18 protein-coding genes are annotated in these 21,888 nt (G+C 51.7%); 6 read left to right on the forward strand and 12 right to left on the reverse strand.

The window, feature by feature from the left end; all coding sequences use genetic code 11:
- Positions 1-46 precede the first annotated feature (46 nt).
- On the reverse strand, positions 47-1,132 hold the full coding sequence (locus NDI45_RS06685) for a hypothetical protein (RefSeq protein WP_348246818.1): 1,086 nt from the start codon (positions 1,130-1,132) through the stop codon (positions 47-49).
- A 364-nt stretch (positions 1,133-1,496) separates the two neighbouring features.
- On the opposite strand from NDI45_RS06685, the gene NDI45_RS06690 reads away from it, so the two are divergent.
- Positions 1,497-3,485 carry an SH3 domain-containing protein gene (locus NDI45_RS06690; RefSeq protein ID WP_348246819.1) on the forward strand — a complete coding sequence of 663 codons (1,989 nt, stop codon included), beginning with the start codon at positions 1,497-1,499 and terminating at the stop codon, positions 3,483-3,485.
- A 104-nt stretch (positions 3,486-3,589) separates the two neighbouring features.
- On the opposite strand, the gene NDI45_RS06695 is transcribed toward NDI45_RS06690, so the two are convergent.
- The 3 genes from NDI45_RS06695 to NDI45_RS06705 all read right to left on the reverse strand — a co-directional run bounded on the left by NDI45_RS06695 (position 3,590) and on the right by NDI45_RS06705 (position 5,917).
- Positions 3,590-4,144 (reverse strand): universal stress protein, encoded by a 555-nt coding sequence (locus NDI45_RS06695; RefSeq protein ID WP_190793604.1) that lies wholly within the window; start codon positions 4,142-4,144, stop codon positions 3,590-3,592.
- Between the two features lie 170 nt (positions 4,145-4,314).
- Entirely contained in the window at positions 4,315-5,187 is an 873-nt protein-coding gene (locus NDI45_RS06700; protein WP_348246820.1) for a DMT family transporter, read from the reverse strand.
- Positions 5,188-5,734: 547 nt separating this feature from the next.
- Entirely contained in the window at positions 5,735-5,917 is a 183-nt protein-coding gene (locus NDI45_RS06705; RefSeq protein ID WP_190793606.1) for a hypothetical protein, read from the reverse strand.
- A 41-nt stretch (positions 5,918-5,958) separates the two neighbouring features.
- Between NDI45_RS06705 and NDI45_RS06710 the strand changes: the two genes are divergently transcribed.
- Positions 5,959-6,165: a hypothetical protein gene (locus tag NDI45_RS06710; protein ID WP_348246821.1), complete on the forward strand. Its 207-nt coding sequence runs from the start codon at positions 5,959-5,961 to the stop codon at positions 6,163-6,165.
- A gap of 12 nt (positions 6,166-6,177) precedes the next feature.
- On the opposite strand, the gene NDI45_RS06715 is transcribed toward NDI45_RS06710, so the two are convergent.
- The gene (locus NDI45_RS06715) at positions 6,178-7,512 is read right to left on the reverse strand and encodes a CCA tRNA nucleotidyltransferase (RefSeq protein ID WP_242067504.1); all 1,335 of its coding nucleotides are present in this window, start codon (positions 7,510-7,512) and stop codon (positions 6,178-6,180) included.
- A gap of 231 nt (positions 7,513-7,743) precedes the next feature.
- On the opposite strand from NDI45_RS06715, the gene NDI45_RS06720 reads away from it, so the two are divergent.
- Positions 7,744-8,025, forward strand: coding sequence for a Ycf34 family protein (locus NDI45_RS06720; RefSeq protein ID WP_190793608.1), 282 nt, complete (start codon positions 7,744-7,746; stop codon positions 8,023-8,025).
- A 115-nt stretch (positions 8,026-8,140) separates the two neighbouring features.
- Entirely contained in the window at positions 8,141-10,012 is a 1,872-nt protein-coding gene (locus NDI45_RS06725; protein ID WP_348246822.1) for a serine/threonine-protein kinase, read from the forward strand.
- A gap of 21 nt (positions 10,013-10,033) precedes the next feature.
- Here NDI45_RS06725 and NDI45_RS06730 read toward each other — a convergent pair whose 3' ends face one another.
- The 3 genes from NDI45_RS06730 to NDI45_RS06740 all read right to left on the reverse strand — a co-directional run bounded on the left by NDI45_RS06730 (position 10,034) and on the right by NDI45_RS06740 (position 13,828).
- The gene (locus tag NDI45_RS06730; RefSeq protein WP_190793610.1) at positions 10,034-11,206 is read right to left on the reverse strand and encodes a HAMP domain-containing sensor histidine kinase; all 1,173 of its coding nucleotides are present in this window, start codon (positions 11,204-11,206) and stop codon (positions 10,034-10,036) included.
- 667 nt (positions 11,207-11,873) lie between these two features.
- On the reverse strand, positions 11,874-13,289 hold the full coding sequence (locus NDI45_RS06735) for an ATP-binding protein (RefSeq protein ID WP_348246823.1): 1,416 nt from the start codon (positions 13,287-13,289) through the stop codon (positions 11,874-11,876).
- A gap of 107 nt (positions 13,290-13,396) precedes the next feature.
- The gene (locus NDI45_RS06740) at positions 13,397-13,828 is read right to left on the reverse strand and encodes a response regulator (protein WP_348246824.1); all 432 of its coding nucleotides are present in this window, start codon (positions 13,826-13,828) and stop codon (positions 13,397-13,399) included.
- A gap of 385 nt (positions 13,829-14,213) precedes the next feature.
- Here NDI45_RS06740 and NDI45_RS06745 point away from each other — a divergent pair, with 385 nt between their 5' ends.
- Positions 14,214-14,933, forward strand: coding sequence for a response regulator transcription factor (locus tag NDI45_RS06745; protein ID WP_190793613.1), 720 nt, complete (start codon positions 14,214-14,216; stop codon positions 14,931-14,933).
- A 287-nt stretch (positions 14,934-15,220) separates the two neighbouring features.
- Here the strand turns inward: NDI45_RS06745 and NDI45_RS06750 are convergent, their stop codons facing one another.
- The 4 genes from NDI45_RS06750 to NDI45_RS06765 form a co-directional block, all read right to left on the reverse strand.
- Positions 15,221-15,760, reverse strand: a complete 540-nt coding sequence (locus NDI45_RS06750; RefSeq protein WP_190793614.1) for a photosystem I reaction center subunit XI — start codon at positions 15,758-15,760, stop codon at positions 15,221-15,223.
- A gap of 272 nt (positions 15,761-16,032) precedes the next feature.
- Complete coding sequence (locus NDI45_RS06755) at positions 16,033-18,162, reverse strand: FG-GAP-like repeat-containing protein (protein ID WP_348246825.1); 2,130 nt, start codon at positions 18,160-18,162, stop codon at positions 16,033-16,035.
- Positions 18,163-18,346: 184 nt separating this feature from the next.
- On the reverse strand, positions 18,347-19,429 hold the full coding sequence (locus NDI45_RS06760; RefSeq protein ID WP_348246826.1) for a TIGR03032 family protein: 1,083 nt from the start codon (positions 19,427-19,429) through the stop codon (positions 18,347-18,349).
- A gap of 39 nt (positions 19,430-19,468) precedes the next feature.
- A complete protein-coding gene (locus tag NDI45_RS06765; RefSeq protein WP_190793617.1) occupies positions 19,469-20,050 on the reverse strand; it encodes a thioredoxin family protein in 582 nt (193 codons plus the stop codon).
- A gap of 522 nt (positions 20,051-20,572) precedes the next feature.
- On the opposite strand from NDI45_RS06765, the gene NDI45_RS06770 reads away from it, so the two are divergent.
- On the forward strand, positions 20,573-21,886 hold the full coding sequence (locus NDI45_RS06770; RefSeq protein ID WP_190793618.1) for a branched-chain amino acid ABC transporter permease: 1,314 nt from the start codon (positions 20,573-20,575) through the stop codon (positions 21,884-21,886).
- The last annotated feature ends 2 nt before the right edge of the window (positions 21,887-21,888 follow it).

Genomic DNA, 21,888 nt, shown 5'->3' on the forward strand with positions numbered 1-21,888 from the left:
ACTCAAAACACCCACCTGTCCGCGCACCGTACCTGAAAACCCCAGTTCAGGGATTGCCTGCGATCGCTCCCCAAGCCTGCACGATCGTCAGCAGATCGGGAGGAAGCTGATCGGCGACAAAATCAACGTATTGCGTTGTACTGGTTTGGCTGCTGAGTGTGATGGTAATTGTGTCTGCGGTTGGTTGGCTGGGAGTATAGCTGAGGCGATCGAATAAGTGAAAGCCTTGCAGCAGCTTTTCAAATTCTTGGACTTGCGCCTGCGATATCTGATGAATGTGGGGCGGAAACGAGGACTGGTCTGCCCGCAGCAGCGATCGCATCACCTGACCGCTTTTCAACAGAATGGTTTCATAGGTGTGTCCGGCAATGCCCCCGCTGGCGATCGAGCGAAACAAAACCTGCTCTTCGAGGGGAGTAGCCACTTCCGACAAAAACCGTACTCCCTCCAGGCTGGCAGTAGCAAAGCGATTTAAGCGAACCTGCGAGCCATCGTTGTTAGAGTGATACACCCAGCTTTTACCGTTTCCAGACACAACAACACGCCAGCCGAAGATAGCAATCTGGGGACACATTGCAGTCCCGGTTTCAATACCCAGACAGCCATCCCAGTTTTTTTGCTCAGCCTGAGTAATTTGCAGTTGATCGAGCGGAATTCCCGACTCCTGCGAAGCTGCCGATAAGATTCGATCGTTGACCTGCTGAGGTAAGGCACTCGATCCCGTGTGGCTTTCCTGCCGGATGGCTTGACCTGTGCTGTCGGTGCGGTAGATCCAGGTTTGCGATCGGTCTGTCACGGTGATGCGCCAACCCTGCACCAGTGCCAATAAGCAACTTTCCGCAGGTCCGCCCAAGCCCAGACAGCCATCCTGCCAGGTTTCTTTGGTAGCAGCAACCACTCGCAGACGCGAAGCCGGAATGCCAGTCTCACGGGCGATCATCCGCCGTACCCGAATGCGAACCGATCGCGGAGCCTGTTCCTGAACACTGGGGCTGCTGGAGTTTTGGCCAGTGGGCAGTCCCGCTCTGATCGAGGGAAACGAAAATGCAGAAGCAAGCTCTGATGAAGTCGTCAGGAGTACGGCGGTTAAGCAGGCGATCGAAACCAGACGTGATGCAGATGAATGACGCATAACGGTTAAGCCTCTAGAAGGTGAAATCAGCAAGGTGAAATCAGCAAGGTGAGATCATCACAAAGTTTGACACTTGCTACCGTAAATCAGGTTCCACGCTTTGGCAAAAGCGGTTACAGAAATTGAATCAACCCATGCCAGCATTGGCCAAAAAAATTGCGATGATCGGGCACATCCGCCAGCTCCCTCCGTCTAAGGGGGTACAGGACAGGACTGAGACGCTCACCATTCGCAAAATTGGCAAGCCGCAGTCTGCCGGGTGCAATACCGCCGCTTGTAGAGCCTCTGTTTCTCTACGGCTTATTTTCGCTGCTCATGCGCGCAATGGCGCAACTACTCGGTATACAGAACACGGGGAACAGGTATGTCAAGCTTTGCTGGAGTCAATCTAAAACAGGCTAGACCCATTGCAGTAGACACTCAAACTCGCATTGCCACCAATCTCAGCGAGACTGGTGAGGGGATGCCGAATCAACTTTATCGGTTTCGTTTAAACCAACGCAGCAATCTTAATCTGCGAGTAAACAATGCAGAAGCAGGCGTAGAACTGTTGCAGGATAAAAATCGGAATGGCAAAGTCGATCGCAACGAGATTTTAGGGCGATCGGTTCAGACCCAAAAATTGCAGCAGCAGGCGAACGATTCTAGAAACGGAAAGTTAAAGCAGGAATTAAACCAGGGGACATACTTTATCCGCGTTTTGGGAAACGGTGAAGCGGATCAAAGTTATCGCTTTATGCTGTCGGCGATGCCCGTTCAGTCGAGGGGCAATTTAGCTCAATCAGGAACTCAATCAGGGTTTAATACCTGGTCAGCCACCCGCAACCAGAGCCGCCTGCGGCAATCTACCCCGGTTCCCTATCGTCTGCAAAGCAACGAAGCCGGACAGGTCTTTGTGCAACCCGACCCCAGCACCCGCAGCTTATCCCGCAACACTGCTGAGAGAGCAAACAATCTGCGCCCGGTACAGGCTTCTCCCGATCGCTGGAATGCCAGCTTTATTAACCGCACGCGCAGCAACGTCGCCAACTACCGCACCTATAACTTCAATCGGGCGGATTTCAAAACCGACTTAGGCAGTCAGGGCAACAATGGCACGGTCATCGCCCGACTCCGGCAGGATTACGGCATGGGCAGCCCCAACAAAAGCATTCGGACGCGGCATTTTGCGATGCAAGCTTGGACAAGGGTTCAGCTGGAAGAAGGCAAATTCTACAAAATTACCAGCCAGTCCGATGACGGCACTCGCTTCTTGTTTAAAAAGCCCGGCAACGACCAAACCGTTACTGAAATTGGCGGCGACTGGCGCAACCGCACTACGAAATCCGCGCCTTGGTCACAAACAATGGTGGCAGGCGAGGGCGGCAGCTATGACTTTTATGTGCAGTACTACGAGCGCGTCGGAGCTTCCACAATTAACATCACGCTGGAACAAGTTCAAGCCAGCAGCCGCGTCACTGCCAATTCTGCAATCAATCTCCGCAGCCAGCCCTCTACGGTAGGCAATACGCCGATCGGAAGCCTCGAAGCAGGAACCAGCTTTTCTGTGGTGCGGCAGGTGCGTTCTGCTACCGATGCCAGCTATCCCAACTGGTATGAAATCACCACCAGCGACGGCAAACGCGGCTATGTGGCAGCCGACAGCAGCTTGATCGAGCTTGTGGGCAATAGCAATCTGGCGACGATCGGCACAGGTGCGCCCCCAACCAACAATCCTACGATTCCCGGTGGGCCTTTGCCTCCTCAGTCCCCCATTCCTCAACCTCCACTACCGGGCGGCGTTGGCGGAACCGATCGCAAAACGTTTAACTTCTCGACTACGTATCCCAGCAGTTATTCCTACTTTAAGCAGGATCTTGCAGAGATTAATAGCCCCAGCTATTACTCCGGCAGCTACAAGCCCATGATCGAAGAGCTGGCACTTCGCTATGACTGGCTCCAGCCTTCGGTTATTGCAGCGATCGGTTCGCGTGAGTCTGCTTGGGGCTTGCTGCTGGCTCCGAAAGGTCCGAGCGGCACAGGCGACGGCGGATATGGACGTGGTATTATGCAGATCGACGCTGAATTCCATCCAGAATTTATTAGCACAGGCAAATGGCGGGACCCCAAGGAAAACCTGACCTACGGCATCGAGAAAGTGCTGCGCCCCTACTACGACTACCTCGATCGTAATACCAACCTTCAGGGCATGGAACTGTTGCGGGCTGCGCTGGCTTCGTACAATGCCGGGCCGGGTAACGTGATGGCTGCCTACAATGCTGGACTCGACGTGGATTACTACACCACAGGTCGAGACTACGGAAAGGATGTACTCGATCGGGCGGGCTGGTTCCAGCTTCAGGGATGGGTATAGAGTAGACTTCCCGCATAAAGGCTCGCGCCCTTACCCTAAATCCCTCTCCCAAACGGGTAGAGGGATTCCCGATCCAGCTCTCCTTCCCTCAATCGCGCAACCCCTTACACCTCAACGGCAGCTTCGTTGACTGTCCGTGCTGCTTTGCCATTCATCGTTTCCTGGATGGGCGATTGTCCTGTATTGGGCTGAAGTACGAGAACGGCACAAGGGGCACGGTGCATTACATAATTGCTGACGCTGCCCAAAATTGCTTCAGTAAGTCCTGATCTGCCGCGCCGCCTCATGACGATCAAATCTGCGCCCCACTGTTTTGCTGCCTGACACAGCCCTTCTCCCGGTTCTGTAATGCGGTACTCAGAGGTGACGGAAACGTCAGCCTGCCGCGCGATTTGACAGTAGTGATATAGCAGCTCTTGCACCTGACGAGTTTGCTCAGAGAGGCGCAGCGATTCGACCTGATAGCTCTGGTGCATGATTTCGGGGGAAACGCCCATCTCGCCAGGGAGCGGCGGCACAAGCGTCATCACATCGGCAGTCACACAGTGAAACAGCATCAGCTTCGCCTGGTTTTGTCTAGCTAATTCCAGCGCATGGTCAAAGGCACTCTGACTCAATAACGAATGATCGATCGCCACTAAAATTCGCTTGAAACTCATTTCGCGTCCCCCTTAGCAATAACTCAGAGCGATAACTGTTAGAGCAATAACTGTTAGAGCAATAACTTGAACGACAAACGGCTTCCTTTACTCAAACCCTAGCGCAAGTGAAATCGTGACGATCGCCATTGTTACAAGGCTTATCAGGGCAGGGCTGATCAGAAACAGGGCTAAGAACGCCGGACGCTAAGAAGCCCGATTGCTCCTAGCAGCAGCAGTGCCCCCAATGCGCTCAACCCGCCAAAGGCTTCCCGAAACACCACGACTCCCAAAAGCGTTGCTGTCAACGGTTCCAGTAAAACAGCGATTCCCGCAACCGTTGCCTGAGTTCGGCGCAGACCGATCATATAGATCGCGTAGGCAATCCCGGTAGGAACCAGTCCCAGATACAGTAAAAACGGCATTCCCGCCGCCAGAGTAGGCAGCGACGGCGTGAGCAAAATTGCCGGGGTCAGCAAAATGGCAGCGATCGTAAAGCTCACCGCAGCAACCTGTAACGGCTCCAGCGTCGCCACTCCCACCTTGGCAATAATTGAGCCGATCGCGTAGGAAAGCCCGGCGCCCAGTGCCAGCAGTGCCCCCATCAAAAAGCGGCTGCCGTTCACTGTGAATGCTTCAGGGTTTGCCACCAGCAGCGCAGTCCCGATCAATCCCAGCACCAGAGCTACGCTGAGCTGTTTTGTCAGCCGCTCTCCCAGCCGCGTCACTGCCAGAATCGTGATAAACAGGGGCGAAGAGCAGATTGCCACCAGAGCCGTCACCGCTACTCCCGCCAGCGAAACGCCCCAAAAATAGCACACCTGATAAATTGCCATCGTCAGCCCCAGTCCAGCATAGGTCAAAAACTCAGACCTCGATCGCCAGCCCCGCAGCTTTCCCTGTTGACGCGCCAGCAGCAGCAAAAAAGGAGACGCGATCGCTAATCGCCAAAACCCTACCACTAAAGGGCTAAGCTGAGTCACGCTGGAGAGCAGCACCATCGTTGCGCCCGTTGTGCCCCAGGAAAGGGCGGCAAGGCAGATCAGCAGTAAGCCAAAGTTCATGAGCGATTGGCGAATATCAGCTCATTTATCTTAAAAAGAAACTCCCCAGGTAAACCAGGAGAAGATAGGCTTAATCGATCGATGCAAGGGAAATTGTTACCTCACTCCGTCACTTTGCCCTATCATTTCGCCCTGCCACTCAATCACCCAGCTAGACTTCTATTTTCGGCATTGCTGAATTGGAGTATGATTAGCCCCCCCAATTTTGGAGGAAACTGATCCTCAAAGTCCCCCAACCTTGGGGGATTCAGGGGGCGATGCAGGGTCTCAAGTTGTGTCTTCATCCTTCGATTCAGCAACGCCCTATTTTCAAAGCGGGTCTTTTCAAAGAGAAGCAAATCTTTTCAAAGCGGGTCTTTTCAAAACGGGTCTTTTTCACAGCAGATCTAATGCTAAGCGCAGATCTTAATGTTAGGCAGAGTTGCCCACTACACATAAAAAACAAAGGAGCGATCCGGATCGCTCCCTGTCTGAGTTTGAAAAACCAGGATTTGAAAAACCGAATCGTTGAGGAGATTGGCGAGTCAACTGGCTCAAGCCGCTTGCCCTATTCGACCTCGGCAGCCCCTTCCTGATTGGAGTTATCCCGCTCCATTTCATCATTCTCCTGCGAACCGCCACCCATGCGTCGTCTACCAAACCGTCCTGAATTGGTGCGCTTGCGAAACTTACGGGCGTAAGCCAAATTACGGAGTGCTTTTTCTTTTTTTTGATTTCGGCGTTTAGCCATTCTCAACCTCGTGGAATAACAACGATGTGAAGACCTAGGGTGTGAAGACTCAAAACGGGCTGAGTTTGATTCCGAACTGCCCGATCGAACTGCTGCTAAAAGTCTCCACAAAGAGTCCATTCTACCATAAGCTGACAGGGCTAGTCGATTTGCCCATCAGTTCCGGCAAGCGGCATGGGCGCGACTTCGCCAAGGAGAACGGCTTCACATTCCAGCTTCATCCTCAGCATTTGCAGCAATCTCCTTAGACACCCACCTCCTCAGACACCTGCCCCCTCAGACACCCACTGTGCTGCAAAGGCAAGAGCCTCTTCACGACTCGCAATTTTGCCTTCTGCCCGCGCCATCTGAAGCATCTCGAGCAGTTTGCCGATCTGGGGTCCGGCAGGAAGGTGCAGGGTCGTCATCAGATCCCGCCCGGTAACGATCGAGCTAGGGTGGGCGATCGGGTCATCGGGGGTTAGAAACCGTTGGATCAGGGGGGCGATCGTCTCTTGTGGAATTCCAGAGGCAACTGCTAAAACTGCCAGAGCCGGAAACGCTGCGCCAATACTGCGAAACAGCACATACTGATCGCGCTTTAACAGGTGAGCCAACCGATCGGGCTGGATCGAGTCTGGGTGGATCAGGGCAAAACTCTTGAGGACTGCCAGCACCGACTGCACCTCGGCTCGGCTGTATTTGAGCTGCCAGAGCTCCTGCTCGGCAAGTTCTAGGTCAGGGGCAACCAGGCATGCCAACTTTGCAATCTTGAGCCAGCTTCGCCCCGTGCCCGACAACCGCTGCTGATCTCGAAACCAGCCCAGCACTTCTAGACCCTGATCTGCCCAGCGCCGATCGAGTTCGATCGCGGCACGGTCGATTTGGGTGATCCATGCCAACCCCCGCCCCGTCGCGTGCGGCAACCAGGAGGAAAGCAGCCCATCCTGCCAGACCCGCACCAGCAGAGCAGTGCCTTTTGCGGTGCTGAGCAGATAGCTTAGCTCTGCCTGAACGCGCTCAGCAGCGATCGTTCCCAGTAAATCGGCAAGCTGCTGGATCGTTTGTTCGGTTTCGGGTTCTAGCGTGAAGTCGAGCTGTGCTGCCTGACGATATGCCCGCAAAAGACGCAGGGGGTCTTCCTTCAGGTTTTCGGGAGCCACCATGCGAATTAGATGACGCTGAAGATCTGCAAATCCGTGCAGGGGATCAAGCAATTGCTCGGTGTAGGGATTGTAGGCGATCGCATTGACCGTAAAGTCACGTCGTTGCAAGTCATCTTCTAGCCGATCTCCCACCTGCTGCGCGAAATCAACCGTTGCCTGATCGAACACGACCCGCGCAATGTGCCGATCGGCATCCAGCAAAACAAAACCCGCATGGTAGTGCTTAGCGATCGCTTTTGCCGTTTGGACTGCTCCTTCGGGCATGACAAAATCCAGATCTAGATACTCCACCTGGCGACCAAGCAGCGCGTCACGCACATTGCCGCCAACGAGATAGGTGGACGCAGGAAGCCATTCGAGGCTAAAGGGCCAGGTTTGAGGCGATAAAACAGATGCCGTCACAGGGAAAGATTGCTGAAGCAGGCTGGGCGAAAGTTCTAAGTAATTCAAAAATGGGTCAATCCAAACAACTAGACATCAAAAACAGGAGCAAGACAGATAGGGAAACGAAGGGCGATCGATCTCAGCAAAAACTGCTCGAAAAGACAGCGTGCTGCTAAAACTCCTCCTTTTCATTTTGAAACATCCGTCTTAAATCGCATCGGTTTTCTAGCAACTTGAGCTAGAGTAGCAGAAAAGGAGATTCAACCTGTATCCTGCTGCCGAAGGGAGGGAAGGGCGATGTGTATTTGCGTTAACTGCCACTATGTCGATCGCTGCATTACCTATCATGCGGTAGAAGAGGCGCATCAGCAGCCCCACCTGACTGAGTCTCCTGATTTTGATCCCATCAACCCGGAAATTAACGCTAACATTAACCCGCCTGAAGTGCGAATAGAAGGCGATCGCATTGTTCAGGATGGTGACTTTGGCTTTGAGTATGATGTGGTAGGATGCGCCAGCTTTAAGCGAGAAATGGGCAAATGGTCGCGCCTGCGCCCCGGTGAGCTTGTGCCAACGTGACTTAAGTTTATTTCTCCGATCGGATTTCCGCTTGCACGCGCTACGGCTCCACGCTGTTGGTTTCAATGGGCAGATGAATAGGATAGAGAAAGCGTCTCCCGTGATCCTTAGCTGAATGAGCTATTGCCTGAACTTTGCCTGCCCCAATGCTGAAACTGCTGGAACTAATCGCTTTTGCCAAAATTGCGGCAAATCGCTGCTTCTGGGCGACCGATTTCGTGCACTGCGGGTAATTGGACAGGGCGGATTTGGGCGAACCCTGCTAGCAATTGATGAATCCCTACCTCAGTCGGCTTCAGAGCAGCCTGAGCAGTTGGCGCAATGCGTCATCAAACAGCTTCTTCCCGAATCCCGGCAGTCGATCGAGCTGTTTCGTCAGGAGGCTGAGCGGCTGCGATCGCTGGGACAGCATCCCCAAATTCCGGCACTGCTGGCGCATTTTGAGCAAGCCGACGCGCTGTATCTGGTTCAGGAATTGATCGATGGACAAACGCTGGAGCAAGTCCTGAAAACCGAAGGGACTTTTGCAGAAGCGCAGGTTCGATCGCTGCTGGCGGAAATTTTGCCCGTGCTGCGGTTTATTCACGATCGCCAAGTGATTCACCGCGACATCAAGCCCAGCAATATTATCCGTCCCTCTGATGATCCGTATGATGAAAAGAATTCAGTTCAGAAGCAGCTATTTCTGGTAGATTTTGGTGCCTCCAAACTGAGCGCAGACGATCGAAGCAAGCAAACCGGTACGCTGATCGGCAGTGCGGGTTATGCGGCTCCAGAGCAAGCAATGGGTAAAGCCGAGTTTTCCAGCGATTTGTATAGTCTGGGCGTGACTTGTGTGCATTTGTTAACCGGACTACACCCATTTGATCTGTATTCGGTGAGCGAAGATGCGTGGGTGTGGCGATCGTATTTGCCGAAGCCGATCAGCCTGGAACTACGGCGCGTGCTGGATAAACTGCTGCAAAAGGCAACTCGTCAACGTTATCGCCATGCCAGCGAAGTTTTACAGGACTTAAGAATAGAGGCAAATCCTTCTGCAAAACCTGCTGCAACCCGGACCCTTCAGCCCGATCGCCAGCGATGGAACTGTGTGCAGATGCTCGAAGGACACGAAGGCGAACTGACTGCCTTGGCGATTGATCCCTCTGGGACTCTGCTCGCAACAGGCAGCAGCGATCGGGCGATTTATCTGTGGAATTTAGCGACGGGTAAACGGCTGTACAGCTTTTTGGGGCGATCGTTCTGGTCTGGTGTGGGACACCGCGATCGCATCACCGATCTGGTGTTTCATCCCGATGGGCAGACCCTGATCAGCAGCAGTGATGACGGCACGATTCACTTCTGGGCTCTGGAAACCCTGCGCCTGCTCGACACCCTGCCCGGACACGGTTGGGGAATTACAGCACTGCACTTGAGTCCCGATGGTTTAACGCTGGTGAGCGGCGATCGAGATGGGCTGATTCAGCTCTGGGATCTGGAGCGATGGCGATTGATCAGTCAGTTTCAGCAGCAGCGAGGGCAAATTAGCGGCTTTGTCCTAACGCCCGACGAGCGAATTTTGATCAGCAGCAGCGACGACAAAACCCTGTGTTTCTGGGACTTTGAAACCGACGAACTGCTGAAAAAGATTCGGGGTCATGCCGATCGCATTACTGCCCTTGCCCTCTCTCCCACGGGAAACACTTTGATCAGCGGCAGCAGCGATCGCACAATCAAGCTTTGGAATCGCCATTCCGCGGAACAGGTGAAGGTCATTGCTGCCCATCGCGCCAAGCTCAATGACTTGCAGGTCCATCCCGGCGGAGCCATGTTTGCCAGCGGCAGCGAGGATAGCACCGTGAAACTTTGGGACATTCGCACAGGCGATCGACTGGCAACGTTATCCCATCCGTGGTCGGTGAATGCGATCGGCTTTACGCCAGACGGAGCGTTGCTGGTGAGCGGAAGTGCGGATGAGGTGGCGAGGGTGTGGGAAAGGAGTGGGTAAGTAGGTGAGTGGATAAGTGAGTTAGGTGGGGAGGTAGATTCTGAAGGTGCTGCCTTTGCTAGGGATGGACTCAACCATGATTTTGCCGCTATGTGCTTCAATAATGCGTCGGGATAGATACAGTCCTAGCCCACTGCCCGCCCGCTTGTGTTCGCCCTGACGGAAGCGTTGGAACAGAGTTTCCTGGTCCGCTTCAGAAATGCCAGAGCCACTGTCGGAAACTTCAATTGCCAGATAGTGTTTCGTCTGAGGTTCACTCGGTAACAGGGGAACGTCTTGAACCTCATACTCACCTGGGTCGATCGGGTCTTCGGGCAGGGCAAGTTCTCCCGCATCGAGTAGGCGAATGCCGACAAAGCCCTGGTCGGTAAATTTGATTGCATTTCCCACCAGATTAGTGAGGACGCGCTGTAGCTCTAGACGATCGGCAGAAACCACACTGGAGCCAGGCGGCAGCGAATCGATATCGAGCTGGAATTTCAGCCCCCGATCTTCTGCCAAGGGTTTTAGCTCTTGTGCCACTTCCTGAATGAGCGGTTTTAAGTCGATCGAGGTGAAAATTAACGCTTTTTGTCCAGCTTCATGGCGATACACTTCCAGCAGCGTGTTGACCATTTGCAGCAGGTTTTTGTTGCTGCGGATCATGATCGATACTGCGTCTACCATGTCATTCGAGACGGTTCCAAAGGCTTCATCTTTCATCAGGTTCAGCATTCGATCAGCAGCCACTAACGGCGTTCTGAGATCGTGCGTCAGACGAGAGACAAAATCTTCGCGCTGGCGCACCATTTGTTCGCGTTCATCAATACTGTGCTTGAGGCGAAGCAGCGATCGAACCCGTGCTAGCAGTTCGTCCACGTCCACAGGCTTACGAATAAAGTCGTCGGCTCCAGCGTCCAATCCTTCCACCACGCTGGACTGTTCGTGAGCCGTAATCAGCAGGATCGGGATAAAGCGTGTGTTGCGCCGAACGCGCCGAGTAACTTCGTAGCCATCCATTCCCGGCATCATCACATCCAGCAGAATTAGATCGGGCGGCGACTTTGCGATCATCTCCAGGGCAGTTCGCCCATCTTCCGCCAGACTAATTTCATATCCTCGATCTTCCAGAATCGTCTGAACCAGAAACAGGTTGTCTTGAGAGTCGTCCACTGCCAGGATGCGATCGATTCTAGAAGGCTGCGTTCGTGACATGGTAGCTCTTGTACTAAATGATAAAGACACAACAAATTTTTCTTATCAGTAGCAATATTAAACAACTGACCAGAATTGTGCCTAGTTGCCTATTCTGGATTGGCTACTTAACCTTTAAAACAATTTTTAAGGCAATTTGTTAAGCGGGCTGCATCTCAAGTAAACGCATAAGCTCGTAAAGATTCACCCACAAATGCCTTAGAAATTCATCCGCATCAAGATAGAGAACCAGGCTTAATCTCTTTTGAATCTGTCTTTTGGCATAGGCTTTTAGTTAGATCGCTCGAGGTTAGGTGTCAAGATGGGGCGGGAAGGTTGCGTTCGGAAGTTAAGTTTATTTGCGAATTTTGTTTTACTCCTTTAAAGCAACTCGCTCTGCTCTTAATCTTGCTTATTAATATCTTATAGTTTCATTCAAAATGGTTAGAGTTCTCTCTATCTTTGGAAGGAACGGGATTCAATGAATCAGAGATGATATTAATCTTCCAATCGAAGTGAGAAGCAGATTGAGAATTGGAATGATAAGCACAATCTACTTTTAGAATGATTCTCCCTGAAATTAATTCTATTTAAGAACAGTAAGAACAGTTAGTATCCTAAAGTGTGTTTCGCTTCGCCAGCAGACTCTAAGCGTATGATTGTCCATCCGTCAGGATTCTGTTGTCAACTATTTCTTTTGAAGCGTCTTTTCAGGCTTTATTGGAACAACAGACTGGGCAATCGCTTCTTGCTGGGGCATTGCTCGCTCGGTAGAGTAAATCGGGTTAATCGTTCTGGGAAGATCAACCTGAAAGATTGACCCTTTATTTTCTTTGCTCTCAACCGTAATGTTTCCCTGCATCATTTGCACAAGGGAATGGGTAATCGCTAAGCCCAATCCCGTGCCCGAATGTTTGCGGCTAATCGTTTGCTCAACCTGCCGAAATGGTTCAAAAATATGTTCAAGATCGGCGCGTGCAATTCCAATTCCGGTATCGCTAACGGCAATAAAAATTCGTTCTGCTGCCGAATAATTTGCAGATTGACTGGCGAATCCATCGGATAATTCCTTTGGTGTGACACCAGATCTTCTAATTTCAGACCTTTCAGTTCCAGATTTTTTAATTTCAGATCTTTCAATTATCGCGCCGCCCTCCACCTGCACCTGCACCTCCCCCGCGGGTGTGAATTTGATCGCGTTTGAAAGCAGATTGCTGAGAATTTGCCGCAAACGAACCCGATCGTTCACAATTCGACAATTCGCTAGATCAATCTCAACCGTGATATTGAGTTGCTTTGTTTGTGCCAGCGATCGTAGCTCGGCAACCACTTCATGAACCACTTTTGCTAAATCGAATTCTTCTGCATGAAGTTCAAGTCGTCCTGACTCAAAGCGAGAAAAATCAAGGATTTCGTTAATTAGGGAGAGGAGATGCTTTGCATTACTGAGAATGCGCTTGGTCATGTCAGTTTGCTGAGCAGTGAGCGTTCCTTTGCTTCCTCGCAGCAGCATTTGCGAAAAGCCAATCACGGCATTCATAGGCGTTCGCAGTTCATGAGACAGGGTTGCGAGAAACTGCGATTTTAGCCGTGACGCTTCTAAAAGCTGTAGGTTTTGCAGTTGAATTTGCTGCTGCTGCCGCTCTAGTCTAAAATTTTGACGCAATAAAATCTCGTTGCTTTCTCGAAGCTGTTGATAAGCTAAAGCTGCCTCCATTTCGGCACGATAAATCCGAATTGCACTGCGAAGAATATGGGATAGTCTTTCAGGGGAAATTTGAGATTTTGCGAGATAGTCTGACGCGCCAGCTTTCATCAACTCGACTGCAATTTGTTCATCGCCCTGTCCAGTCAGCACAATTAAAGGAATTTTGATGCCCGCCTGACGAATTTCTTGAATCAGGGTCAGTCCATCTCGATCGGGCAGGCGAAAGTCTAGAAAGACGCAGTCAAACGGCTGAGCTTGAAGGGCGGTAAGAGTGCTAACACAGTCTAAAACTTCTACGATTTCTGCTGCTAACCCTGCTTTTTTGAGGGCACGTCGCACAGCCATTCGATCGACTTCATCGTCGTCAACAATTAAAATTTTAAGAGCATCATCCATAGCCTGTATTCCGCCAGCCTGTATGTTGTCCAGAGCGCTATCTTTTGTAGCAAAACTGCTCAAAAAAAGCTCGTTAACTCCTGAATCACCGCTCTTTAACCTGTAACTCAGAGCAGTTCGCAGAGTGCCCAGTATTTACTGAGCGCGATCATTGTTTCTGCAAAATTGACAAACGTTACAGGCTTGAGAATGTATCCTGCAACATTGAGATTGTATGCTTCAACGCGATCGCGATCTTGATTTGATGTCGTTAATACAATAACGGACAGTGGACGTAGTGCTGGATCAGACCCTAGCTCGTGCAGAAACTCGATACCTCCCATCTTGGGCATATTTAAATCCAGTAGAATCAGTCGTCGTTTTAGCGGAATTGCCAAAGGCTGATCGCCATTTTCACGCAGCATTGCCAAAGCTTCGATTCCATCCCCAGCGACATAAAGTGGATTAGTGATATTGTGCTTTTTAAAGGCGCGCTTGACGTTCACTACGTCCACTTCGTCATCTTCTAAAAGCAGGATGTTCAGCAGGCGATCGTACATTTTGCGCTCGCTTTAGGATTATTTGAAGGAGAATGTAAATTTTTGTAACTGGCTTAAGAATAGCCACAGCAGGCGATCCCCGGCTTCAACCACAGGAGTGAGTTTTTCCACTAATGAAAGTAAACTTAGGAAGTTCAAACTGTCGCAGCTCATATTTACACCCGAGCGGGCAGTAGCGCGCTGAAGAGCGTCAGACAGAATCATTAGACAGACCAGTTGCCTGACTCAAAGCGAGAAACGCTATATTTCCCCGAGAATAGGGTTTATCCTCATCGCAGAAAATATTACCTCTCCTGATGGACGCAAACTCCAGTTCCATCGTCCATACTGGTGATTATTCAGATTATTCAATAGAACTTTTGACGCATCGTAACGGGTACTAGCAATGAGTGAAATTTCTGTCGCTCTGGTTGAAGATCACGATCTTACTCGTGTGGGTCTCAGAACTGCCCTTCAACGTTATGAAGGCATTCGAGTGATTGGTGAAGCAGCAAATGCCTCTCAAGGCTTAAAGCTGTTGGAAAACGCGAATCCTGACGTTGCCATTGTCGATATTGGCTTGCCCGACATGGATGGCATTGAGCTAACCCGGCAGTTCCGTCAGTTTCAAAGTGAGCATGAAGACAACGGTACAAGAGTTTTGATTCTGACCATGCATGATAGCGAAGAATCCGTTCTGGCAGCATTTGCCGCAGGAGCAGATTCTTACTGCATGAAAGACATCAGCACAGAGCGACTGGCAGAGGCTCTCAAAGCAACCTACGGCGGCAACTCCTGGATCGATCCAGCGATCGCGACGATCGTTCTTCGTCAAGTCCGGCAGGCAAGTCCGGCAGGCGGCATCAATGAGGAACTAAAGAAAGTTTCGATCGGCGCAGTCGAGCCAGAATACGAGCAAATTCTAGAAAGCTATCCACTGACGGAGCGAGAACTGGAAGTTCTGGAGCTAATTGTTGCCGGATGCAGCAACGCCGCGATCGCCGAAAAGCTCTACATCACTGTTGGAACTGTAAAAACTCACGTTCGGAATATTCTTAACAAGCTGTGTGCCGATGACCGAACCCAGGCAGCCGTGCTTGCGCTGCGATCGGGTTTGATCGGCTAGCTTGTCCATTCCATTTCCTGCTTGCGTCGAAACGGCTCCAAGCTAAAACTCCAAAAACTTGCTGACCCATAAACCTGTTCTGCAAAGGGCAGGTTCTTTTTTGGGCGTTGCTTCAATTTCTGCTGTTGCAGTAAGGATTAAAGCAGGCAGAAACGCTTAGCTTAGCGATCCGCACATACAAATTCGCTCATACAAAAAAGTAGACCTTTAACAATGCTCTGTTTCAGGTCTACCTTCATGCTGATTTGTTTTTCTAAAGCTTGTTCGGCGTGACCCGCTAAGCCAGCTTACTGTCCGAGCAGATGCAGGATATTCGAGAATACATCAATGTTAGAGACGATGCCATAGGCAAACAGCGCGCCGCCGACTCCACCGAGGAAGAAACCGCCTGCATATTCATTCCAGCCTTCGGGTTGGAAATAGTCTGCGGGGGGATTGGGGGTCGTAATCGTCGCAACCGGACGGGGAGGAATGCTGGAGGCGTAGAGGGAAATTGCCAGGGTGGAGATGACGATCAAGCCGAGCGTAGACAGCAGGGCAACGGTTCCGCCCACTTCAGTATCGCGGAGCGGGTTGAACTCATAAAAGGGTCCAACAATCCAGTAGCCGTGTGCCAGACCAACTTCTAAGCCCCGGCGAAGTGGGGACAAACCCTGACGATAGGCAGGCAGATTGTTAATGTAGGCTTTAACGAGCGGTGAGGCGTTAATTGGCGTTTCCAGGTTGCCAATCTGCGGATTGTTGGCAGCGGGGTGAACGACTTCCTGATTGCGCGGATCACGGGGACGATCTTTAGAGCGATCGATCGATTCAATTGCTTGCACCATAGTTTTCTATTGCTTGTATTTAGTGTTGGGGCTAATCATAGGAAGATTTAACGACGAAATCTTCCTTCTTAAGCGACAGAAGCAATCTACAAACATCGGCAAAAAGAGAGATTGTCTATTCGCTCAAGGATTCTCTTTCTTTTGTTCCTTCTCCACTCAGAAAAACGATGAATCCCCCTCTCGCCAAAAACCATGGTTTTCCAGGAAAGGGGGACTGCAACAGTAACTTTTAACCGCTGCTGCGCTATGCCCCTACAGGTCTATGCTCGTACCTATGCTCGTACGGCAAAATCGCCTGTGCTGAGGTTGCGGCTTGCTAGCGTCGGTTTATCCAGCGTGGCAAACAGACCACCGCCGCCAAATCCTGCATCAGAGCCGTTTGCATTGTAGTACAGGTTGCCGGTTGACCGAATGTAGGTAATCAGCGAGTCGCTGCGTTTTGCCTGCCGTAGACGCTCGACCGACTCAAACGAAACCCGCCGCCCCAGTTCAGTAAAGGTGGTGCGATCGAGAATAATTTGATCCAGATTTCGCTTAAAGTCGCGCACCCTATCCACACCCATTTCTGCCTGGTTAAAGGCTTTTCCGATGTCAAAGATAAAGGTATCTTCGCCATTGCCGCCCCGCAGAATGTCATTGCCGCTGCCGCCGACCAAATCATCTTCGCCGCTTGCACCGACCAGCGTATCGTTGCCTGCCTCGCCTAGCAGGTTGTCATCGCCCGACTGACCGTTCAGATTGTCATCGCCTGCGCCGCCGACCAGCGTATTGTTGAGGGAATTGCCGACGATGCGATCGTTACCGCTGCCGCCGATGCCGTTCTCGATCTGGTTTGCGGCGTTCAGGGTTAGCGTCAGGTTGGGGTTCACTATCTGAGCTGAGGTAATGCCTAGTTCGATCGCGATTGCCTGAGTCGAAGTCGAGAAGTCGAGCGTATCGATTCCAGCGGCGTCTGTCAGGGTATCGCTGCCCAGGGGCGTGTTTGCCGTAAAGCTATAGCTATCATTACCCTCGCCGCCATTGAGCGCATCGTTGCCTGCCCCACCGATCAAGATATCGTTGCCGCTAAGCGCATTGATCGTGTCATTGCCGCCTTTGCCGTCGAGAATATTGGCTTCGGCACTGCCGCCGATCGTGTCGTTGGCCTCTGTGCCGTTGACATTGCGATAGCCCGCGACATTGGTATTGGCAGGGGGAGTGCTGTTGAGCACCAGCGTTCCAGCAGCCAGGTCAACCGTGATCGAAGACAGCCGCTCCAGCGAAGCGTCGATCGTCTTCGTCGCATCATTTAGCGAAATCAGGCTTGTCTGGTTCAGGAAAACGGCAATGTTGTTTGTGCCAAAGGTAGCCGTTGCCAGGTCAGGTTTGCCGTCGCCATTAAAGTCGCCGATCGCCAGTCCATTCGGTTCTGATCGAGGTCCAGTCGACAGGGCGATTGGGGGGTTAAACGTACCGTCACCTCTGCCCAGCAGCACATCTAGGGCGTTAGAGCTGCTGTTTGCCGTGATCAGATCCAGCTTGCCGTCCCCATTGACATCTTGATTGGCGATCGTGTAGGGCTGAAGTGCCCCGATTCCAAGGGCAACTGTTGTGGCAGGGTTGAATCCGCCTGCGCCGTTGCCCAGCAGCACCGAGACGTTATTGGAGCCGTAGTTTGCCGTCGCCACGTCCAGTTTGCCATCACCGTTAAAGTCGCCTGCGGTAAGCGAAAAGGGATCGGTTCCCGTGGCAAAGGTGACAGTTTCGCCAAACGTACCGTCGCCTCGCCCCAGCGCGATCGCGATCGCATTTGCGCCTGCGGGGGGTGGAGTGGAACCGCCTGTTGCAGCGTTTGTGGTGACCAGATCCAGCTTGCCGTCGCCGTTGAAGTCAGCCGTGATCGCTGAGGTGGGATTCACGCCGATCGCAAAGTTGTTTGGGATGCCAAAGCCGCCTGCCGGGTTGTTCAGCAGAACGGTCACTAAGTTTGAGCTAGAACCCACCGTTGCCAAATCAGAACGACGATCGCCATTAAAGTCTCCTGAGACGATCGAAATTGGTCCTGCGCCAACTGGGGTACTTCCCGCCGCCGTGAAGGTTCCGGTTCCCGTGCCCCGCAGCAGCGAAACAGTGTTACTGCCTCGATTAGCAACTGCCAGATCTAAACGCCCATCGCCATCAATGTCAGTCGCAGTCAGGGCGTAAGGGTCAGATCCAACTATGAAAGAACTGGCGGGACCGAATGTGCCTGACGCTGTGCCCAGCAGCACCGAAACGCTGTTCGAATTGCTATTTGTCACCGCCAGGTCTAGTCTGCCGTCACCGTTAAAGTCGCCTGTCACCACATCGAGCGGCTGTGTACCAACGGGAGAATTTGCGGCACCGTTAAATTGAAGCGGAAAAGGATTTGTGCCAATAGCCATAATACTTTACTCCTCAAACGTGATGAAGTGAAAATAAGGACGAGCTTTAACAAAAGTCGCAGCTCGGTCTTAACATTTTGAAAAACTAATCCTGAAGAATCGTAGACAGTTAGAGAAACTGGTTCTTAGTTATCCGGGGACTAAAGTGCGGATATCAATTTGAAGAACCATGAGGAAGAAAAATTTAAGGTTGAGTGAATAGAGGGGTAAGAGGTTCTAACGTCAAAATTTGAGCAATTTCGTCGGTTTGTAATCCTAACGCCATCGATCGCCTCACTTGGGGCAAAAGTTGAACGTCATAGAGTTCTGTTACGACGCCTTCGAGCTTCAGCCAATGGGCAATTTCGCCGCTTTGTAGATCGATTGCCAGAAGGCCACAGCTTGCTTGTAACTGGTTGCGAGTGAGCTGTTCATCTAACGCCAATCCAGAAAATGTGCGATCTCCCCTGGCTTTAGACAAGCCTACCAGCGCAAAGTTCCCGAAAAATGTTAAGCCTCGTAAATATCCGGGGCAAAAGGCGATCGGCTCAAACTTCCCGGTCTGGAGATCCACCAAGCCAAACTCGCCCGTGCCTGACTGAAGTAACCAAAGTTTTCCTCGATAGCAGCGCGGCGAATGGGGCATTGATAGCCCAGTGCAGAGAATTTCACTGGTCCGCAAATCAATCACGCAGCCCCCGTTCTGGCGATCGTTGCGCCATCCTTCTGCAAGAGCCGACTGGCTGCAAGCAGTTGCATAGCCCGGCATTCCGTCTTCTGCTAACGCCAACCCGTTTAAGTGACAGCGATCTTCATTCATCACCTGACAGATAAACGGCGGCTTCCAGAGCGGCACACAGCTATGGCGGGAACTGACCGTGGCGATGCAGTTTAGTAAGGTACTGACAAACAAGATTCGCCCAGTGCGATCGACCACGACATCATGAATATCCAGATCGCCCGTCGTGTAGGCAATGCGCGGCACAAATAGGCGATCGTAGCCGTTGTAAACCTGTCCCGGCTGCAACACATTATCAAACTGCCAGAGCTGATAGCGAGAGCTAAGATAAAGCCGCTCAGAGCCAACCGCAAATAGCCCCATCGCCCGCTCAAATAACCGCTCAAACCCGGAAACACCTCCGTTCGGATTTTGCCCGATCAGCAGCAGTCGAGAACTCTGGTAAGTGGTAATTGCCAGACTGAAATTTTGCTCTCTAAGCCAATCGGCAAAGCTGCGCGAAGTGAGAATCTGAACGGGTAAAGCTTGCGGCTTCGGTGAATCAGGCATTTCAAGGATTGGGGCGATCGACGGATCAAAAACAAAATACTAGCCAAAATAAGCAGGGGCATTTCCCGGCTTCCATTTGATATTGCAGCCAATGCTTGGCTTTTGCTCAGAAGCGATCGGCTGTTTTGCCAGCACTGCCTCGATCGCCCCTCGTAAATCTTTCCCGGTTACAGGTAAACCATTGCTGGGGCGGCTGTCATCGAGCTGTCCGCGATACACAAGCTGACGATTGGCATCAAACAAAAAGAAGTCGGGTGTACAGGCGGCGGTATAGGCTTGCGCGACTTCCTGCGTTTCGTCATAGCAGAATGGAAAAGTGAAGCCCAGTTCGACTGCCATTTGCTGGAGGCGATCGGGCGCATCGTCAGCATAGCTTGCCGCATCGTTTGCGCTGATTGCCACAATGCCTAAGGGAGAATTGGCGTAGTCCTGCCCCAGTTTTGCCAGCTCGGTTTGAATATGCTTCACAAACGGGCAGTGGCGACAGATAAACATAACCAGCAGTGCGTCTTTACCCTGAACGGTATCGAGGCTAGTCATTTCGCCTGATACGACATTGGGCAAAGCAAAGGCGGGGGCGGCTGTGCCAAGGGCAAGCATGGTGGATGCAGTGAGTGCCATAAAGAGTCCTTTTGCTAATTCCTGCTTTCGGGTGAATTGTGAAGGGAAACCAGCTTTGTTACAGTCCACTACAACGATACGCAACGGTTCAGACAACTTCCAATAATTTGCTTTAAAATCAGGATTTTTAGATGGCTATTTCTTTGTTGAAAACCGCTGGAGAAGTGTCAGAGATTCTACGTTTCCCCCTAAATCCCTCAATTTTGGAGAACTTTGAATCTCAAAACTGAGAGGGTGGATTTCTTCCAAAATTGGGAAGTGAGAGGCAATATAAGGAATTAGTCTGAACTTAAAAACTTGCAATTTAGTTCGAGTGTTTCATCGATCGAAGAGATGTTGAAAGAGCTATCCCTGCAACTTCAACCGCCCGCTAGTCTCCTAATTCTAGGGGAACTTAGACCTCCTTCAGACTCCAAAGTCTCCCAAAGTTAACCCCTTGAGGAGGCGTGTAGAACCTCTAATACTTTTCGAGCAACCCCTCCGGGGGAATTCCTTCGCACCGCGAGCCTGCCATTTTTACCTATGCAAGGATTTATTGTTTCCCTGATTATTTTCGCTGCCGTTTTTGCCGTTTTCAGCTTAGGGCTGAATTTGCAGTGGGGCTATACCGGACTAATTAACTTTGGTCACGTTGCCTTTATGACGATCGGTGCTTATACGACTGTGCTGCTGACGCTTCAGGGTGTGCCGCTCTGGGTGGCAACGCTAGCGGGTGCGGCAATAGCAGCTTTACTGGGACTATTAATCGGCTTTTCGACGCTGAGGCTTCGAACGGATTATTTGGCAATTGTGACGATCGGTGTCTCTGAGTTAATCCGGCTGGTTGCGGTGAATGAAGACTGGCTGACGCGGGGCACGTTTGGGATTCAGCGGTTTGCCCTGCCGCTTGCCGGAGTTAATCCGAGTTTGCCTGTGCGGGTGCTGATGGTCGCGGTTTTTGGCGGCGTGATTGCGCTGAGCTACTGGCAGGGCTGGAAGTGGCTACGGCAGCAGCTCAAGTCGATTCCCCAGTCTGCGCTGGTGAATACGTCGATCGCCGCTCTGGGCTATGTGACGTCGCTGGCTCTCCTGCTGTATGGAAGCGGCATCATTGCCCGTCAGCTCAAATTCTCGAACGCTTTGCCGCCGATCATCCTGGGAATTGGGCTGTTGGTCGGTCTGGCTGCAATCATCGCTCTTTATGTCTGGCTGGCAAAGAAAATGTCCGATCGCTTTCCTGCCTGGACGAGCGGTTTGACGATTGTGATGACGGGTATTCTTGCAGGGTTGGGCCTCTGGGCATCGAGCTATGCGATTCGATCGCTTTATGACTACAGCAGCAATCCCCCGAAGAATGGGCTGATGTTTGTGTCGGTGCTGATTGTAGCGTTGCTTTACTGGGCACTGGAGCGGCTAGCGCGATCGCCCTGGGGCAGAATTTTGAAGGCGATTCGGGAAGACGAGGAAGTTGCCAAGGCACTGGGCAAAAATGTGTTCTGGTATAAGCTGCAATCCCTGATGATTGGGGGAGCGATCGCTGGAATTTCTGGGGCGATGTATGCCTGGCAGCTAACAACGGTGTATCCCGATAACTTTCAGCCGATCGTTACCTTCAACGCCTGGACAATGGTGGTGCTAGGCGGGGCAGGCAGCAATGCAGGCGCAATCCTAGGTGCGGCAATCTTCTGGGCATATCAGACGGTGACGCGCTTTATTTTGGAAGACATTGTGCCGCTGGACGATGCCCGGCTGGGCGCATTTCGGGTGATGCTGATCGGGCTACTGCTGATGGTGCTGATGATTTGGCGACCGCAAGGCATTTTGGGCAAAAAGGAGGAACTTACCCTTGGTCGATAATT

Source organism: Leptolyngbya sp. GB1-A1, from assembly GCF_039962475.1.
In the GTDB taxonomy this organism is placed as follows: domain Bacteria; phylum Cyanobacteriota; class Cyanobacteriia; order Elainellales; family Elainellaceae; genus Leptolyngbya_A.

Bases quoted from the DNA above. Each gene is read 5' to 3' on its own strand.
- NDI45_RS06685 (WP_348246818.1), bottom strand. From the start codon at position 1,132: ATGCGTCATTCATCTGCATCACGTCTGGTTTCGATCGCCTGCTTAACC.
- NDI45_RS06690 (WP_348246819.1), top strand. From the start codon at position 1,497: ATGTCAAGCTTTGCTGGAGTCAATCTAAAACAGGCTAGACCCATTGCA.
- NDI45_RS06695 (WP_190793604.1), bottom strand. From the start codon at position 4,144: ATGAGTTTCAAGCGAATTTTAGTGGCGATCGATCATTCGTTATTGAGT.
- NDI45_RS06700 (WP_348246820.1), bottom strand. From the start codon at position 5,187: ATGAACTTTGGCTTACTGCTGATCTGCCTTGCCGCCCTTTCCTGGGGC.
- NDI45_RS06705 (WP_190793606.1), bottom strand. From the start codon at position 5,917: ATGGCTAAACGCCGAAATCAAAAAAAAGAAAAAGCACTCCGTAATTTG.
- NDI45_RS06720 (WP_190793608.1), top strand. From the start codon at position 7,744: ATGTGTATTTGCGTTAACTGCCACTATGTCGATCGCTGCATTACCTAT.
- NDI45_RS06725 (WP_348246822.1), top strand. From the start codon at position 8,141: ATGAGCTATTGCCTGAACTTTGCCTGCCCCAATGCTGAAACTGCTGGA.
- NDI45_RS06730 (WP_190793610.1), bottom strand. From the start codon at position 11,206: ATGTCACGAACGCAGCCTTCTAGAATCGATCGCATCCTGGCAGTGGAC.
- NDI45_RS06735 (WP_348246823.1), bottom strand. From the start codon at position 13,289: ATGGATGATGCTCTTAAAATTTTAATTGTTGACGACGATGAAGTCGAT.
- NDI45_RS06740 (WP_348246824.1), bottom strand. From the start codon at position 13,828: ATGTACGATCGCCTGCTGAACATCCTGCTTTTAGAAGATGACGAAGTG.
- NDI45_RS06745 (WP_190793613.1), top strand. From the start codon at position 14,214: ATGAGTGAAATTTCTGTCGCTCTGGTTGAAGATCACGATCTTACTCGT.
- NDI45_RS06750 (WP_190793614.1), bottom strand. From the start codon at position 15,760: ATGGTGCAAGCAATTGAATCGATCGATCGCTCTAAAGATCGTCCCCGT.
- NDI45_RS06755 (WP_348246825.1), bottom strand. From the start codon at position 18,162: ATGGCTATTGGCACAAATCCTTTTCCGCTTCAATTTAACGGTGCCGCA.
- NDI45_RS06760 (WP_348246826.1), bottom strand. From the start codon at position 19,429: ATGCCTGATTCACCGAAGCCGCAAGCTTTACCCGTTCAGATTCTCACT.
- NDI45_RS06765 (WP_190793617.1), bottom strand. From the start codon at position 20,050: ATGGCACTCACTGCATCCACCATGCTTGCCCTTGGCACAGCCGCCCCC.
- NDI45_RS06770 (WP_190793618.1), top strand. From the start codon at position 20,573: ATGCAAGGATTTATTGTTTCCCTGATTATTTTCGCTGCCGTTTTTGCC.